Raw genomic sequence first — 14565 nt, 5'->3', positions numbered from 1 at the left:
GGGCGCCGGGTGGGGCGGTACCCGGCTATCGGCTCCCCCGGCCCGTCGACCTGCCCATACTGAGGGTGACCCCGTACCCCCACGTAGACCGGAGGAGGGGCGGCCCGTGGACGTACCGAGCGGAGCGCCGGTGGTGGTCGGCGTGGACGGCTCGCCGACCGGTCTGAACGCGGTCCGGCTGGGCGTGGACGAGGCGCTGCGCCGATCCTGCCCGCTGCGGGTGGTGCACGCCTTCGTCTGGCCGAAACTCAAGGTCTCCGGCAAGCCGTCACCGGCCGGACCGGCCGAGGGCGGGCTGCGCCGACAGGCCGAGCGGGTGGTGGCCGAGGCGGTCGACGAGGCCCGTGCCGCCGCGCCGGATCTCCGGGTCACCGGCGAGGTGGTGGCCGGTTTCGCCACCGCCGTGCTGGTCGGTGAGTCGACCGCCGCCGCCCTGGTGGTCATCGGCGACCACGGCCTCGGTGGCCTCACCAGCCTGATCATCGGCTCGGTCGCGGTCCAGGTCACCGCCCACGCGGCCAGCCCGGTCCTGGTCGCCCGGGGCCGGCCCGACCCGAGCGGTCCGGTCGTGGTCGGGATCGACGGCTCCCACCGGTCGACCGCCGCGCTGGCCTTCGCCGTCGACGAGGCCGCGATGCGGGGAACCCATGTGGTGGCGGTGCACGCCTACCGCCACCCGGTCTCCACCCAGGCCGGGGACGTCCTGCCGACCGTGCACGACCGGGACGCGCTGCGCGACGACGAGGGCCGGGTACTCGCCGAGTCGGTCGCCGGGTGGCGTGAGCGCTATCCCCAGGTGGAGATCAACCGGCAACTGATACCGGGACGGGCGGCGCCCGCCCTGGTGGAACTCTCGCGGTACGCCCAACTGGTGGTGGTCGGCGGCCACGGTCGGGGTCCGCTCGGTGCCCTGCTGCTCGGTTCGGTCAGCCAGCACGTCCTGCACCACGCGGACAGCCCGGTGATGGTCGTACGCGAGACCGAGCCGGCGCAACCGGAGCCGCACGCCCAGACGGTCACCGACGCCAGGCGCGACGCCGACCTCTGACCGGGCGGCGCGAATGGCCCCCACCTGGGCGGGTAGACACCCCGGGTACGCCGTCGGACACAACGGAACGGGGACAAACCAATGCCAGGACCACGACCGGGCAGCAACGCGTACGACGTTGAACGGGCGCGGCTGCGCAAACTGATCGAGGATTCCGGACGCGCCGTCGACAAGGGCGCCAACACCGTCGCGAACCAGGTCCTACAGGACGACCGGGGCCAACGGGGTGTGCTGCGCAGTGAACGCGGGCGCGGTCCCAAGGGCGAACGCGGACGCGGCGAGCGGAGCTGAGCATGCGGGCGTACGGGGAATCGGGTGTCGACCGGGGCGGTGCCGCCATCGACGGTGCGATCGCCGGCACGGTGGGCACGCTGGCACTGAACGCGGTCACCTACCTGGACATGATCATCCGGGCTCGACCGGCGAGCAGTACGCCGGAGGAGACCGCAGGACGGTTCGCCCGGACCGTACACCTGGATCTGGGACCCGAGGATCGGGCGGCGAACCGCCGCTCGGGCCTCGGGCCCCTGCTCGGCTACGGCACCGGAGTCGGTACCGCGGTGCTGGTCACCCTGCTCACGGCGGGACGACGGTTGCCGCTGCCGGTCACCGGGATCGCGATGGGTGCGGCCGCGATGTTCGCGACTGACACGACGTTCGCCGTTTTCGGCGTCAGTGATCCGCGCCGGTGGAGTCGCTCCGACTGGGTGTCCGACGCCGTCCCGCACCTGGTGTACGGCCTCGCGGCGGCGGCCACCTGGTACCGGCTGGGTCGGTCGCGCCGGTCCCGATGACCGTGCACGCCGACGTTCCAGCCGCCGGTGCCGACGGGGTTACTCGGACCGGTGGTCGTGCTCGCCGGCCTGCGCGACCGGTCGGGACGACGGTCCGTACGGGGAGACCTGGTCCGGCGGGACAGGTCTGGCGGCGCCACCGGAGGACTGGCGCCGGTCTCCGGGTCGGGGACCCTTGCTGTCCTGCACGGTCGGGTTGTTCTCGTTGCGTCGCATCTCCGGTTGCTGCACGTTCGTCATTTTCTGTCTCCTTCCGTGCTCGGCGCCGGTGCCTGGTCGCACCGACCCGCACCCCGTCGGTTACCCGGCCGCCGGTCGGCCATGCGGGTGCTCCGGTCGGGCTAGCGGCGGCGCCAGCGGGTAGGCAGGGAGCATGAGCAACGATCGTGAGGTGGTCAGGGCCCTGCTCGACCGGTACGGGCAGACGTACGCCCAGCAGGCCGGGATCGAGCTGGCCGACCGGCCTGCCCCGCTGTACCAGCTACTGGTGCTCACCACGCTGTTGAGCACCCGGATCCGGGCAAGCGTGGCGATCGCTGCCGCCCGGGAGCTTTTCGCCGCCGGCTACCGCTCACCGCAGCAGATGGCGGAGGCGAACCGGCGCAGCCTGCTGGCCGCGCTCGGCCGGGGGCACTACCGGCGCTACGACGAACGGACCGCCACCATGCTGGCCGACGGTGCCCGTCTCTGCCAGGAGCGCTGGCACGGTGACCTGCGCAAGCTGCATGCCGAGGCGGGCGACGATCCGCCGGCGCTGCGTCGCCTGATCGTCGAGTTCCCCGGTATCGGACCGACCGGGTCGGAGATCTTCCTGCGCGAGGTTCAGGCGGTCTGGCCGGAACTGCGCCCGTACACCGACCGTCGGGTGGGCACCGGGGCACAGCGGCTCGGCCTGCCCGCCTCGGCGGACAAGCTCGGCGACCTGACCGGTGGCGCGGACTTCGCCCGGCTGGCGTCGGCCCTGGTCCGGGTCTCCCTCGGCGAGCAGCCGATCGACGACCGTGAGCTTTCCGGGGACCTGGCCCGCGCGGTGGCGGCCCGCTGAGGGTCAGCTCGTCGAGGTGTTGCCCGGTTTGGTGAGGTGCCAGACGATCAGCCCGGCGACCGCCGCCAGCACCAGGATGGCGGTGGACACGCCCTGACCCTCGCTGGTGCCGAAGAAGATCACCGCCAGTCCCGCCAGGACCGACAGGAAAGTCCGCAATCCGTTATTTTTCACGGGATTCACCGTAACGACGAGAATGTGGGGCGTCCGGCGGTCGGGCGGACCATCCCCGTACGGGTCGGCGGGTCGCCGCCGACCCGCCGCGCCCGTTCCCGGACGTCCGGACGTCGCGGTCACCGCTTGTCGTCCGACCCGTCAGCCGGCCCACGATCGTCGCCGGTACGCAGCCGTACGGTGCGGATGGCGTGACCGCCGACCTCGACCACCTGCGCGGTCAGTCCCGGTAGCCGCAACGTCTCGCCGGGGGCCGTGGGCAGGTGCCCCAGCCGGGCCAGCATCAGACCGGCCAGGGTGGTGTACTCCCCGGTGAGCGGAACCCGCAGGGTGATGCCGAGATCGGGCAGATCGTGCAGGGGGAAGGTTCCCGGCACCAGCAGCGCCCCGTCCGCCTCCCGAACCACCGCCTCGACGTCCCGGTCGGTTTCGTCGTACAACTCGCCGACCACCTCCGCGAGCAGGTCCTCCATCGTGACCAGCCCGTCGATGGCACCCCGTTCGTCCACCACCAGGGCGAGCTGGTGGCGTTGCTGGCGCAGCTGACGCATCGCGTCGGCGACCCGCAGCGTCTCGGGCAGGAACACCGCCGTCCGGGCCCGCTCGTCGACCCGGCAGGGACCACCGACCAGGTCGCGGATGTGCACCACCCCGATCACGTCGTCCAGCCCGGACGGGCCGGTCACCGGCGCCCGGGACCTGCCCGTCTCCGCCATCCGGTGCAGGGCCTGCTCGATCGGCATCGTCGCGGGCAGGCTGGTGACCTCGCCCCGGGGTACCAGGATCTCCCGCAGGGTCCGATCGGCGATCTCGAACGCCCCGGTGAGAATCTCCCGCTGCTGCGGCGACACCCCCCGCTGGCTGACCACCAGCTCACGCAGTTCCTCGGGGTTGATGTCCTCCCGGGTCGCGTGCGGGTCGGCGCCGAAGACCCGGACCACCAGGTTCGTGGTGACGCTGAGCAGCCAGACCACCGGCCGTACCAGGGTCGCGAACAGGTCCAGCGGCCGGGCGACCAGCAGACCCCACCGCTCGGCCCGCTGCATCGCGATCCGCTTGGGGGCCAGTTCGCCGAGCACCAGCGTGACGAAGGTCAGGATGGCGGTCACCAGCACCACCGCGACCGGTCGGGCGGCGCCGCCGAGAAAGCCCAACGGGCCGATCAACGGCTGGGCGAGCGAGACCGCCGCCGCCGCGGAGGCGAGGAACCCGGCCAGGGTGATGCCGATCTGGGTGGTGGCCAGGAACCGGTTCGGATCGCGGGCCAGCCGGGCCAGGATCCGCCCACCGCGCGAACCCCGTGCCAACGTACGCAACTGGCCCTCCCGCAACGACACCAGCGCCATCTCACTGCCGGCGAAGGCCGCGTTGATCAGGACCAGCAGCAGCACCAGTGCCAACTCCGTGGCGTGTCCGCCCACGACCCCCGTCGCCCCCCTCCGCCCCTGAGGTCACCTAACCGCAGCGGTACGACCGGCGGGGCGCTTTGCCCGGACAAGTGGGTCGGTACAGTCACGCGGTGACCGATATCCGGACAGAGGTCGAACTGCGCCACCCGGTGGACCGGGTCTGGCGCTCGCTGACCGACCAACAGTTCCTCGAGAAGTGGCTCGGCGCCACCGACCTGCTGCCCGAGAACGGCGCCCCGTTCGAACTGCGACCGATCGGGCTACCCGGACTCGACGGGGAGGTCAACGGCGCGGTGGTCGAGGTCGACGAGCCCCGCCGGCTGGTCCTGCGCTGGCGGGAGAACGGCGTACGGGTGCTGGTCACGTTCGAGTTGGCCGAGACCGAACAGGGGTCCCGGCTGACCGTACGGCAGTCCGGCACGGACGGGCACTGGACCGCCGAGCAGGACGAGCAGCGCCAGCAGGGCTTCCAGCAACTGCTCGCCGGCCCGCTGCCGGCCGTACTCGACTGGCTCGCGTTCCGCGAGGTCGACTTCACCTCCGAGACCGACATGACCGACGTACCGGACGACACGGCGGACGACGCTGACCGGTGGGCCGGCACGCCCACCGGTGCCGACCCGGAGCGACGCCGACGGCGGCTGACCGCCGGGCTGATCGCCGCCGCGATCCTGCTCGGCGGCGTGATGGTGGTGTTCGCGGTCCTGCGGCCGAACGCCTCGACCACCACCGCCGCCCCGCAGGCGTCGACCGGGACCGCGTCCGGCTCCCCCGGCGCCAGCCCGGCACCCCCATCCGAGCCGGGCGCCGTCGCGTCCATGGCCGGCGCACCCCGGGCGACCCCGACGGGATCGGCACCAGCGAGCCCCTCCGCGACGCCGACCCCCGCGACAACCCCGGCCCCGCCCACCGCCGGTGCGCCGGCCGCCGGCAACGCCCCGCCACCCGGCCAACCCAACCTCGACGCGCGGTACAACCGCGCCTCCAACGAACTGCTCGGCTACACCGGCGAGATCGTGCTGACCAACTCCGGTACGGCCGAGGCGGCCCAGTGGTCGGTCACCGTTGTCCTGCACGGCGGCGCCACGGTGGTCGACGCCTCCGGTGCGAACCACGACCAGAAGGGGCGCACCGTCACGTTCACCGGTTCGGCCGTACCCGCGGGCGGCTCGGCCCGGTTCACCTTCCAGGTGAACGCGGCACTCAGCGAACGTCAGCCGGAGAGCTGCCGGGTGGGTGATCGCGCCTGCGCCGGGGTGTGACACCGGTCGGGCCGGGAGTCGGTGGCGCGGTGCCACCGACGGTCACAACTCCTCCAGGTCGTCGAGTTCGAGACCCTGGATCATCAACCAGCGGGCGAGTCCCGCCAGGCCGAACAGCCAGAGCGGCGCCGACTCGGTGGTGCCGTTGGTGGCGTAGATGGCGAACCTCAGGTCCGGTGCACGGATCGCCTCGATCCGCCACCGGTGGTTGCGGTCCCGCCAGGTCGTCACCGGGTCCATGAGGCCGTTACACCCCGAAGGCGCCCACTCGGCGCACGCTGCCCTCGGCCAGCCGGTACGACAGACCGACCACCCCGACCCTGCCGTCGGCCAACCGCTCGGCGATCACAGCCGACCGGTGCGCCAGCATGTCCACGGTGTATCGGACGTGTTCCTCGACCGCGATGTCCGGGTTGGTGATCGCCTGTTCGCGTACCGGGAGCACGCTCAGCATCACCCGCTCGACCACGTCCCGCATGAACCCGGCCGGGGTGATGCCCCGTTCGATGGCGGCCAGGGTGGCGGCGATGGCGCCGCAGGAGTCGTGCCCGAGCACCGCGATCAGCGGCGTGTCCAGTGCCGCGACGGCGTACTCGATGCTGCCCAGCACCTCCGCCCCGACCACGTGTCCCGCCGTACGGACCACGAACAGGTCACCCAGGCCACGATCGAAGATGATCTCGGCGGCCAGCCGGGAGTCGGAACAGCCGAACAGCACCGCGAACGGCCGCTGAGCCGGCGCCAGGGCCGTCCGACGGTCGGCGTCCTGGTGCGGATGAAGGCGATTCCCGCTGATGAAACGCTTGTTGCCCTCCAGGAGCAACTCCAACGCCGCCGCCGGGCTCGCCGGCCACTGCAGACCCGTCTCCAACATCCGTCACTCCCACCGCCGGCCGGGTTACTGGGGACCAACACGTGCCGTGGATGACCGGCCGGAGTCGCCCCGCACACCGTACTCGTGAGCAGGGCGAAACCGGCGTAGGTGAGGGTTCATGGTGGCGGGCGCAACACCATCCGCGTGTCGTCGGGCAGCCGGCAGGGTGGTTCCCCGCGTGTCGAACGGTTCGCGCGGCGGCACCGCCGGCTCGCCGCCTACCAGACGGTCCAGACCAGGTGGTTGACCGCGAGCGCGGTCACCGCCTGGACGGCGAGCCACCGGCGCGGGTGCGACTGCGGCAGTAGCGCGGTGGCGGCGGTCAGCCAGACCGCGAACGGCAGCCAGATCCGCTCCACCTCAGCCTTGCTCATCCCCGACAGGTCCGCGACGACGATCGCGAACGCGGCGGCGAGGGACAGGGCGACCGGGCCGGTCGACGCCCGGCGGGCCACCCCGCCGAGCGGCCGGAGTACGAGCACCGCCCGGCGCAGCGCCGGAACGCAGGCCGGCCCGGCGGCGAGCACCAGGCTGGCCAGGTTCGCCCAGACCCAGTACGCGTACGGGCGTTCCCGGGCGATGCCCTGGTAGTAGCGCTCGACCACGAGGTGGTAACCGTCGTACCACCGGAACCCGGCGACGGTGAAGCCGGCGACCACGGCCGCCGCCCCGATCGCCGCCGGCAGCAGCGGCCAGCCTCGGCGGCTGACCAGTACCACCGCCAGCACCAGCGGGGCGATCAGCACCAGCCCGTAGGAGAGGTAGACGCCGAAGCCGAGCAGCACCCCGCCGGCGAACGCGGCCAGGGTCGCCGTGCCGGGGCCACCCCGAAGGCGACCGGGCCCGGCTGGTCGCCGGGCGGCGATCGCGAGCAGCGCCAGCCCGGAGGCGGTCACCCCGGCGAAGATCGCGTCGGCGGAGGCCCCCCACCACACCGCGCCCGGGAACAGCACCACGAACGGCAGCACCCGGCGGGCGGCTCCCTCGTCGCCGAGGGCGCGGACGGTCACCGGCACCGCGACCGCGGTGGCCGCCCCGGCCGCGACGCAGACCAGCGCCGCCCAGCCGCCGCCGGACAGGCCGACCCGGTCGAGCCCGACGAAGACCAGCAGGGCTCCGGGTGGGTGCCCGGACACGTGGGTGGTCCAGGAGTCCGGCTGGAGGTCGAGGATCCGGTCGGCGAAACCGCGCACCATCGCGGGGATGTCGGTCACGCCGGGGACCTCGGTGAGGTACTCGGCGTCGAGGGTGAGCCGGGTCGCGAGTCCGGTTCGCCAGCCGTCGACCAGGGCCAGCGAGACGATCCAGGCGACGGCGGTCGCGTACCCGGCGGCCAGCAGTGCCGGCCACCGCAGCCGGGCGGCGAGCCGGGGCCCGTACCCGATGGTGGCCGCCGCGACCAGCAGGGCCGGCGGCGTGCCGGGCCCGACGTGCGGGCCCCAGGTGGCGAACAGCGGCGCGGTGCCGGCGTGCACCGGCGCCCCGGACCGGTCGAGCCACCACCCGACGACCACGGCGAGTCCGACCAGGGCCAGCGCGACCCCGGCCGCCGCGGCGTCGGCGCCGCGCCGGCGCCCGGCGCGGGCCCGGGCCGGCGCCTGCTGCACGCGGTCACGCTACCGGCGGCCGCCGGCGGCCGGGCCGGAACGCAGGAGCGGGTCGTACGCGCCGACGGCGCGCCGGCCCGGTCCGGTGAACCCATCGGGACGGCGTTTAAACCTCCGCACAATGGCTAACTGCGGCTCGACCTACGCAGCGCGAGGAGTGTCCGTGACCGAATCACCCCGGGTGGACGTGGTGCTGCCATGCCTCGACGAGGCGGCGGCCCTGCCCGGTCTGCTGCGCCGGTTGCCGGCCGGCTACCGGGCGATCGTGGTCGACAACGGCTCCCGGGACGGGTCGCCGGAGGTGGCCGCCCGGCACGGCGCGCTGGTGGTGGCCGAGGCCCGCCGTGGGTACGGCGCGGCCGTCGACACCGGGCTGCGCGCCGCCACCGCCGAGATCGTGTGTGTGCTCGACGCGGACGGTTCACTCGATCCGGCCGACCTGCCGGCGCTGGTCGCCCTGGTCGAGCGGGGCGCGGCGGATCTCGCCGTGGGCCGGCGGGTCCCGGTCGGGCGGGGCGCCTGGCCGTGGCACGCGCGGGCCGGGAACCTGGCCCTGGCGGCCATGATCAGGCGACGCGGTGCACCGGTGCACGACATCGCCCCGGTCCGGGCGGTACGCCGCGAAGACCTGCTCCGCCTGGACGTACGCGACCGGGCGTTCGGCTACCCGTTGGAGTTGCTGGCCCGGGCGGCGGCGGACGGGTGGCGGATCGTCGAACGCCCGGTGGTCTACCGCCCGCGTGCCGCCGGCACCTCCTCCAAGGTCTCCGGTTCCGTACGCGGCAGCCTGCGGGCGGCCCGTGACATGGCCCGGGTGCTGGCATGACGCCCCCGCACCCGGTGCTGCTGGTGCTCGCGAAGGCGCCGGTTGCCGGGGCGGTGAAGACCCGGCTGACTCCCCCGGCCAGCCCCGCGCAGGCAGCGGAGATCGCCGCCTGCGCCCTGCTGGACACGCTCGACGCGGTGGCGGCGACCCCTGCGGTGACCCCGGTGATCGCCCTGGCCGGCGACCTGTCCCGGGCGACCAGGGGCGGGCAGATCCGGCAGGCCCTGTCCGGCTGGACGGTGCTGGACCAGCACGGGGCGACCTTCGCCGACCGGTTGTGCAACGCCCACCTGGACGTCGCCGCCCGGTTCCCGGGACAGCCGGTGCTCCAGATCGGGATGGACACCCCGCACCTGCACTGGACCCTGCTGGACGCCGCCGCACGCCGGCTCGACGGCGGCACGCAGGCGTTGCTCGGTGCCGCCCTGGACGGCGGCTGGTGGGCGCTGGGACTGCACGACCCGGTCGACGCCCAGGCACTGCGTACGGTGCCGACGTCGCGTCCGGACACCGGTGCCCGTACGCGCAGGGCGCTGGGCGAGTGGGGTCTGCTGGTCGACGCACTGCCGTCGATGTCCGACGTCGACACCATGGCCGACGCGGTCACGGTCGCCGCCACGGTGCCCGGCGGGCGGTTCGCCGCGGCCGTGTTCGACTTGCGCGACTCCTGGCTGGTGCCGGTACGGGAGCAGCGATGACCGTGGCCGTGGTGGCCTCCGGGCCGGGTCGACCGTGAAACTCCGGGTGCCACGCGAGTCGGACTTCACCGCCCCCGCACACGACGTACGGGTCGCCGCCCGCCTGGGGCTGGCCCTCGGTGTGACGTTCGGGCTCTGTTTCGCCACGGGTCTGCTCTCCCACATCGGCCAGCACGGGTCGTGGTGGCCGACCCGACCGGTCGACTTCTACCGGATCACGCAGGGCGTGCACGTGCTCTCCGGGATCGTCGCGGTGCCCCTCCTGTTGGCCAAGCTGTGGAGCGTCTACCCCCGGCTGTTCGCCCGGCCGGTGATCCGGTCGCTTCCGCACGCGCTGGAACGCGTGGCGCTGCTCGTACTGCTCGCCGCCGCGTTCTTCCAACTCGCCACCGGCCTGTTCAACAGCGCCCAGTCGTACCCGTGGCCGTTCCAGTTCGTACCCACCCACTACGCGGTGGCGTGGGTGGCGATCGGCGCGATCGGCATCCACATCGCCACCAAGCTGCCGCTGATCCACGACGGGCTGAGCCGGCCGGTCGGACCGACGCAACCGGGCCGGTCCGGGATGAGCCGGCGTGGTTTCCTCACCACCACCGGGCTCGCCGCCGTGGCGGCCCTGGTGGCCACCGCGGGCGCGACGGTGCCGTGGCTCTACCGGGTCTCCCCGCTGAGCTGGCGGGCGGCGAAGGGGCCACAGGGTGTGCCGATCAACCGGACCGCGAACGCCGCGCGGGTGAGCCGGGTCGGCGCGGACTGGCGGTTGACGGTCCGCTGGCCGGGCGGGTCACGGGCCCTGGACCGGGTCGAACTCGCCAACCTGCCGCAACACACCGCCCGGCTCCCGATCGCCTGCGTCGAGGGCTGGAGCGCCAGCGCGACCTGGACCGGGGTGACGATCGTCGACCTGCTCGGCGCGGTAGGCGCCCCGACCGGACGGGTCGAGGTCGAGTCCCTCGAACGCTCCGGGCCGTACCGGACGAGCGTGCTGCTGCCGGACCACGTCCGGGATCCGCTCACCCTGCTGGCGCTGCGGATCAACGGCGAGGAACTGACCCTGGACCACGGTTACCCGTGCCGGATCATCGCGCCGACCCGACCGGGTGTGCTGCAGACCAAGTGGGTCACCGCGCTTCGGGTACGGCCATGATGCTCCCGGTGCGGGTACTGCTCGGTGCGGTCGGCGCGGGCGTGCTCGGGTACGGCGCCTGGCTGCTCTGGGCCCAGGTCACCTGGGAGGCGGACTTCGTGCTCCCGCTCGGCGGCTGGCTGGTCGCCGGACCGATCCTGCACGACTGGGTGCTGACCCCGTTGACGACGCTCGGCGGCCTGCTGCTCGCCCGTACGCTGCCCCGACCCTGGCGTACGACGGTGGTCGCCGGTCTGGTCACGACCGGGGTGCTGCTGCTGGTCGGGATCCCGCTGCTGACCCGGCCGATGCCGGCGGCCCCGAATCCGGGGCTGGACGACCGGGACTACCTACCCGGCCTCCTGCTGTACCTCGCGGTGTTCTGGGTGTTGTTGCTCGGTGCGACCGCCGGGTACGTCGCTGCGGTGGCCCAACGTCGGCGGCGACCGGACGCCTCCGAGGCGGGTGGGCGATGAGCGTACGCAGCCGGCTCTACCGAGACGGCGAGCTGATCGCGGAGAACTTCCCCGCGACCGAGGTCGCCGGCCGGCTCAACGACACCGAACGGTCCTTCGCCTGGCTGGACCTGTGCGGCCCGACGGCGCAGCAGATCGCCCTGCTGACCGAGGAGTTCGGGATGCATCCGCTCGCCGTCGAGGACGCGGTCCAGCAGGCGCAGCGGGCCAAGCTGGACCGGTACGACTCGCACCTGTTCCTGAACACGTACATGGCCGAGTTGCATCCGGACGGGTCGTTGAACACGGCCGAGGTGGCCGCGTTCATCAACCAGCGGGTGCTGATCACGGTCCGCTACGACGAGCGGTTCGACATCAGCCAGTTGCTGATCCGCTGGGACGAGAACATCGAGATGGCGAAGTACGGCGTGTCCTTCCTGATCTACGGCCTGGTGGACGCGCTGGTGGACGGTCACTTCGAGGCGGTCCAGCAGCTCGACCAGTCCCTGGTGGAGCTGCAGAACACGATGTTCCGCCCGCACCCCGAGTCGTACGCCCAGTTGCAGGAGAGGACCTTCCTGGCCCGTCGCAACCTGGTCCGGCTGCGCCAGGTGGCACTGCCGATGCGGGAGGTGGTCAACTCGATGATGCGCCCGACCATGCACCTGGTCAGCGCGCCGATGCTGCCGTACTTCCAGGACGTCTACGACCATGTGCTGCGGGTGGTCGAGTGGACCGAGTCGCTGCGGGACCTGAACAACGCCATGCTCGAGACGAACCTGATGCTGCAGAACAACACGATGAACCAGATCGTCAAGCAGGTGACGAGCTGGGCCGCGATCATCGCGGTGCCGACCGCGATCACCGGGTTCTTCGGGCAGAACGTGGCGTTTCCGTGGGAGCACACGCTGACCGAGTTCATTGTGTCGACCATCGTGACCATCGGGATCGCGGTCGGGCTGTTCATCGAGTTCAAGCGCCGGCAGTGGATCTGACCGTCGCCGGGGGTGGGCCGGAACATCCGTAGGCATGGTTCGCCACGTCGGTATGACACCAAACGTATGCACGGTTGCCGATGTCCCGGTCGTACCCTGAGCGTATGTCGCGCAGACTTGCCGTCCCGGTCGCGATCCTGCTGACGACCGCGCTCATCACCGCAGCAGCCACCCCGGCCGGCGCCGCGCCGACCGTCACCGGCGCACAGCCGGGCGCCGCGGCGGTGGACCCGCGTCCGGACCCCGCGGAGGTCGTCGCCGCGTTGCGGCGCGACCTCGGACTCACCCCCGACCGGGCCGCGGCCCGACTGGCCGTCGCGACCGCCGCCGCCGCGACGGAGCGGGACCTGCGCGCGACCCTCGGCGCCGCGTTCGGCGGCGTCTGGCTCGACGGGCACGGAAACCCGGTGGTCGCGGTGACCGACCCGGCCGCGGTGCACACCGCCCGACGCACCGGTACGCGGGTGCGTCTGGTGCCGCACGCCGAGACCACCCTCGCCGCGACAGCGGCCCTACTCGACCGCGCGGCCGGTCACGCGCCCGGTGCGGTCTCGGGCTGGTACGTCGACGTCGTGGGCAACGCCGTCGTCGTACGGACCGCACCGGGCGGGGCTGCCGCTGCCAACGCGTTCGTCAGCGAGGCCGGTGCGTCGCCCGGTGTCGTCCGGGTCGTCGAGGGCACCGAGCGGCCCCGCACCCTGGCGGACGTACGCGGCGGTGACCCCTTCCTGACGTCGCAGAGCATGCGCTGCTCGGTCGGCTTCACCGTACGGGGCGGGTTCCTCACCGCCGGGCACTGCGGCCGGACCGGTGATTCCGCGTACGCGCCGAACGGGCAGGTGATGGGGGTGTTCGCGAGTTCGTCGTTCCCGGGCAACGACTACGCCTGGGTACGCCTGAACCCTGGCTGGACGCCGCGCGGCGAGATCCGGACCGGCCGGTCGACGGCGGCACCGATCCGGGGTTCGGTGGAGGCACCGATCGGCGCACCGGTCTGCCGGTACGGCTCCACCACCGGCTGGCGGTGCGGTGTGGTCCAGGGCCGCAACCAGACGCTGAACTTCGCCTCGGGTGAGGTCATCTCCGGCCTGACCCGGACGACCGTATGCGCCGAGGCGGGCGATTCCGCCGGCCCGTTCGTCTCCGGCGACCAGGCACAGGGCATGCTCGTCGCCGGTACGGGCAACTGCACCGCCGGCGGCACCACGTACTTCCAGCCGGTGAACGAACCGCTCGCCGCGCTCGGCCTCACCCTGCTCACCTCGCCCTGACCGGCGGCCCGCTCGCACCGGCACAGACACCGCTGGCCGGGTCCCCTCCCTCCGGGGCCCGGCCAGCGTGCTGTGCTGTGGTTCGTTGACGACTTACCGGTTGTTCCACAGATCCTGCACGATGTGCGCGGCCTGGTTCTCCCACTGCGCGTACGCGAACGGGAAGGCCGAGACCTGCACGGTCTGCGCGGCGTCGGTCAGCGGCATGTGCTGCCACCCGTCCACCCGCTTGAGCCCGTTGAAGAAGGCCGAGGCGGCGTAGTCGGGGTCGGTGACCTGTGCCGGGGTGCCCCAGCCCGACGACGGACGCTGCTGGAACAGGCCCAGCGAGTCGTGGTCGTTGAGGTAGCCGAGGTGACCGAAGTTGTTGAGCTTCGACTCCTGCAGCGAGGTAGCCACACCGATCACGGCACCCCGCTCGCCGACGCCTTCGCGCTTGGCGGTCTGCACGATCGCCTTCGCGTTGTCGAGCTGTTCGTCGGAAAGCGGCGTGGAGACCTGCTGTCCCTGGGTGCCGAACGGCATCAGGTCGGACAGGTTCGGCTTGTCGGCCTGCTTGCGCTCGACGCGCTTGTGCGCCGACGAGTCGGCCGAGCGGTCGACAACCTGTGGGGCCGCCGAGGACGCCTCGGCCGGCTGCTGGCTCGCCTGGCCGTCCGGGCCGGGCTGGGCGACGACGAGCGGCTTCGGCTCGGTCTTGCTCGCCTCCGCGGCCTGACGCAGTTGTGCCGCGGCGGCCGGGTTCACGTTCGGCGAGGTCGAGTTGTCGGCGGCCAGCGCGGGGCCGGCGGCCAGTCCGCCCACGACCGCGACACCGGCGAGGGTGAGCACGGCCTTGCGGCGGTTGCCCTCTGCCAGCCGACCCAGGTCGAGCCGGCGGATCTGGTACTGCGTCAGACCACGCAGGTCGGCTTGGAGCGCCTTGGCCTGCTCGAGTCGCCGACCGAGGTCAGCCTGCTCGATCTTGGTCTGGGCGTACTG

At 72.8% G+C, this 14565-nt stretch carries 18 protein-coding genes; 11 read left to right on the top strand and 7 right to left on the bottom strand.

The features are described 5' to 3' along the window. Positions 1–106: 106 nt before the first annotated feature. The 3 genes from OIE47_RS32215 (at position 107) to OIE47_RS32205 (ending at position 1842) form a co-directional block, all read left to right on the top strand. Positions 107–1048 (top strand): universal stress protein, encoded by a 942-nt coding sequence (locus OIE47_RS32215; RefSeq protein ID WP_326558302.1) that lies wholly within the window; start codon positions 107–109, stop codon positions 1046–1048. 81 nt (positions 1049–1129) lie between these two features. Continuing rightward, entirely contained in the window at positions 1130–1339 is a 210-nt protein-coding gene (locus OIE47_RS32210) for a phosphatidylethanolamine-binding protein (protein ID WP_326558301.1), read from the top strand. Positions 1340–1341: 2 nt separating this feature from the next. Next, on the top strand, positions 1342–1842 hold the full coding sequence (locus OIE47_RS32205) for a hypothetical protein (RefSeq protein ID WP_326558300.1): 501 nt from the start codon (positions 1342–1344) through the stop codon (positions 1840–1842). Between the two features lie 39 nt (positions 1843–1881). Here OIE47_RS32205 and OIE47_RS32200 read toward each other — a convergent pair whose 3' ends face one another. After that, the gene (locus OIE47_RS32200; protein WP_326558299.1) at positions 1882–2082 is read right to left on the bottom strand and encodes a hypothetical protein; all 201 of its coding nucleotides are present in this window, start codon (positions 2080–2082) and stop codon (positions 1882–1884) included. A 133-nt stretch (positions 2083–2215) separates the two neighbouring features. On the opposite strand from OIE47_RS32200, the gene OIE47_RS32195 reads away from it, so the two are divergent. Further along, positions 2216–2887, top strand: a complete 672-nt coding sequence (locus tag OIE47_RS32195) for a hypothetical protein (protein ID WP_326558298.1) — start codon at positions 2216–2218, stop codon at positions 2885–2887. A 3-nt stretch (positions 2888–2890) separates the two neighbouring features. On the opposite strand, the gene OIE47_RS32190 is transcribed toward OIE47_RS32195, so the two are convergent. Both OIE47_RS32190 and OIE47_RS32185 read right to left on the bottom strand, forming a co-directional pair. Further along, complete coding sequence (locus tag OIE47_RS32190) at positions 2891–3034, bottom strand: amidophosphoribosyltransferase (protein ID WP_326563298.1); 144 nt, start codon at positions 3032–3034, stop codon at positions 2891–2893. Positions 3035–3180: 146 nt separating this feature from the next. Then, entirely contained in the window at positions 3181–4482 is a 1302-nt protein-coding gene (locus OIE47_RS32185) for a hemolysin family protein (protein ID WP_326558297.1), read from the bottom strand. 98 nt (positions 4483–4580) lie between these two features. Between OIE47_RS32185 and OIE47_RS32180 the strand changes: the two genes are divergently transcribed. Continuing rightward, positions 4581–5732: an SRPBCC domain-containing protein gene (locus tag OIE47_RS32180; protein ID WP_326558296.1), complete on the top strand. Its 1152-nt coding sequence runs from the start codon at positions 4581–4583 to the stop codon at positions 5730–5732. Positions 5733–5774: 42 nt separating this feature from the next. On the opposite strand, the gene OIE47_RS32175 is transcribed toward OIE47_RS32180, so the two are convergent. The 3 genes from OIE47_RS32175 to OIE47_RS32165 form a co-directional block, all read right to left on the bottom strand. After that, positions 5775–5972 (bottom strand): hypothetical protein, encoded by a 198-nt coding sequence (locus OIE47_RS32175; protein ID WP_326558295.1) that lies wholly within the window; start codon positions 5970–5972, stop codon positions 5775–5777. A 7-nt stretch (positions 5973–5979) separates the two neighbouring features. After that, positions 5980–6606 carry a carbonic anhydrase gene (locus OIE47_RS32170; protein WP_326558294.1) on the bottom strand — a complete coding sequence of 209 codons (627 nt, stop codon included), beginning with the start codon at positions 6604–6606 and terminating at the stop codon, positions 5980–5982. A 218-nt stretch (positions 6607–6824) separates the two neighbouring features. Beyond that, complete coding sequence (locus tag OIE47_RS32165) at positions 6825–8213, bottom strand: hypothetical protein (RefSeq protein ID WP_442792010.1); 1389 nt, start codon at positions 8211–8213, stop codon at positions 6825–6827. A 163-nt stretch (positions 8214–8376) separates the two neighbouring features. On the opposite strand from OIE47_RS32165, the gene OIE47_RS32160 reads away from it, so the two are divergent. From OIE47_RS32160 to OIE47_RS32135, 6 genes are all read left to right on the top strand, one after another. Beyond that, a complete protein-coding gene (locus OIE47_RS32160) occupies positions 8377–9039 on the top strand; it encodes a glycosyltransferase (RefSeq protein ID WP_326558293.1) in 663 nt (220 codons plus the stop codon). Then, a complete protein-coding gene (locus OIE47_RS32155; protein WP_326558292.1) occupies positions 9036–9737 on the top strand; it encodes a TIGR04282 family arsenosugar biosynthesis glycosyltransferase in 702 nt (233 codons plus the stop codon). The genes OIE47_RS32160 and OIE47_RS32155 overlap by 4 nt, the downstream gene beginning before the upstream one ends. Positions 9738–9783: 46 nt before the next feature. Beyond that, the gene (locus OIE47_RS32150) at positions 9784–10884 is read left to right on the top strand and encodes a molybdopterin-dependent oxidoreductase (RefSeq protein ID WP_326558291.1); all 1101 of its coding nucleotides are present in this window, start codon (positions 9784–9786) and stop codon (positions 10882–10884) included. A gap of 8 nt (positions 10885–10892) precedes the next feature. After that, positions 10893–11339 (top strand): hypothetical protein, encoded by a 447-nt coding sequence (locus OIE47_RS32145; protein ID WP_326558290.1) that lies wholly within the window; start codon positions 10893–10895, stop codon positions 11337–11339. Beyond that, entirely contained in the window at positions 11336–12313 is a 978-nt protein-coding gene (locus OIE47_RS32140; RefSeq protein ID WP_326558289.1) for a magnesium transporter CorA family protein, read from the top strand. The genes OIE47_RS32145 and OIE47_RS32140 overlap by 4 nt, the downstream gene beginning before the upstream one ends. 104 nt (positions 12314–12417) lie before the next feature. Continuing rightward, on the top strand, positions 12418–13584 hold the full coding sequence (locus tag OIE47_RS32135; RefSeq protein WP_326558288.1) for a S1 family peptidase: 1167 nt from the start codon (positions 12418–12420) through the stop codon (positions 13582–13584). A gap of 93 nt (positions 13585–13677) precedes the next feature. Here OIE47_RS32135 and OIE47_RS32130 read toward each other — a convergent pair whose 3' ends face one another. Beyond that, a complete protein-coding gene (locus OIE47_RS32130) occupies positions 13678–14490 on the bottom strand; it encodes a hypothetical protein (protein ID WP_442792200.1) in 813 nt (270 codons plus the stop codon). Positions 14491–14565: the final 75 nt, after the last annotated feature.

The organism is Micromonospora sp. NBC_01796 (assembly GCF_035917455.1).
In the GTDB taxonomy this organism is placed as follows: domain Bacteria; phylum Actinomycetota; class Actinomycetes; order Mycobacteriales; family Micromonosporaceae; genus Micromonospora_G.
This window is presented reverse-complemented; position numbering and strand designations above follow the sequence as displayed.

Excerpts from the sequence above, each read along its gene's own strand:
- OIE47_RS32210 (WP_326558301.1), top strand. The coding sequence starts at position 1,130 with ATGCCAGGACCACGACCGGGCAGCAACGCGTACGACGTTGAACGGGCG.
- OIE47_RS32205 (WP_326558300.1), top strand. The coding sequence starts at position 1,342 with ATGCGGGCGTACGGGGAATCGGGTGTCGACCGGGGCGGTGCCGCCATC.
- OIE47_RS32200 (WP_326558299.1), bottom strand. The coding sequence starts at position 2,082 with ATGACGAACGTGCAGCAACCGGAGATGCGACGCAACGAGAACAACCCG.
- OIE47_RS32195 (WP_326558298.1), top strand. The coding sequence starts at position 2,216 with ATGAGCAACGATCGTGAGGTGGTCAGGGCCCTGCTCGACCGGTACGGG.
- OIE47_RS32175 (WP_326558295.1), bottom strand. The coding sequence starts at position 5,972 with ATGGACCCGGTGACGACCTGGCGGGACCGCAACCACCGGTGGCGGATC.
- OIE47_RS32170 (WP_326558294.1), bottom strand. The coding sequence starts at position 6,606 with ATGTTGGAGACGGGTCTGCAGTGGCCGGCGAGCCCGGCGGCGGCGTTG.
- OIE47_RS32155 (WP_326558292.1), top strand. The coding sequence starts at position 9,036 with ATGACGCCCCCGCACCCGGTGCTGCTGGTGCTCGCGAAGGCGCCGGTT.
- OIE47_RS32140 (WP_326558289.1), top strand. The coding sequence starts at position 11,336 with ATGAGCGTACGCAGCCGGCTCTACCGAGACGGCGAGCTGATCGCGGAG.
- OIE47_RS32135 (WP_326558288.1), top strand. The coding sequence starts at position 12,418 with ATGTCGCGCAGACTTGCCGTCCCGGTCGCGATCCTGCTGACGACCGCG.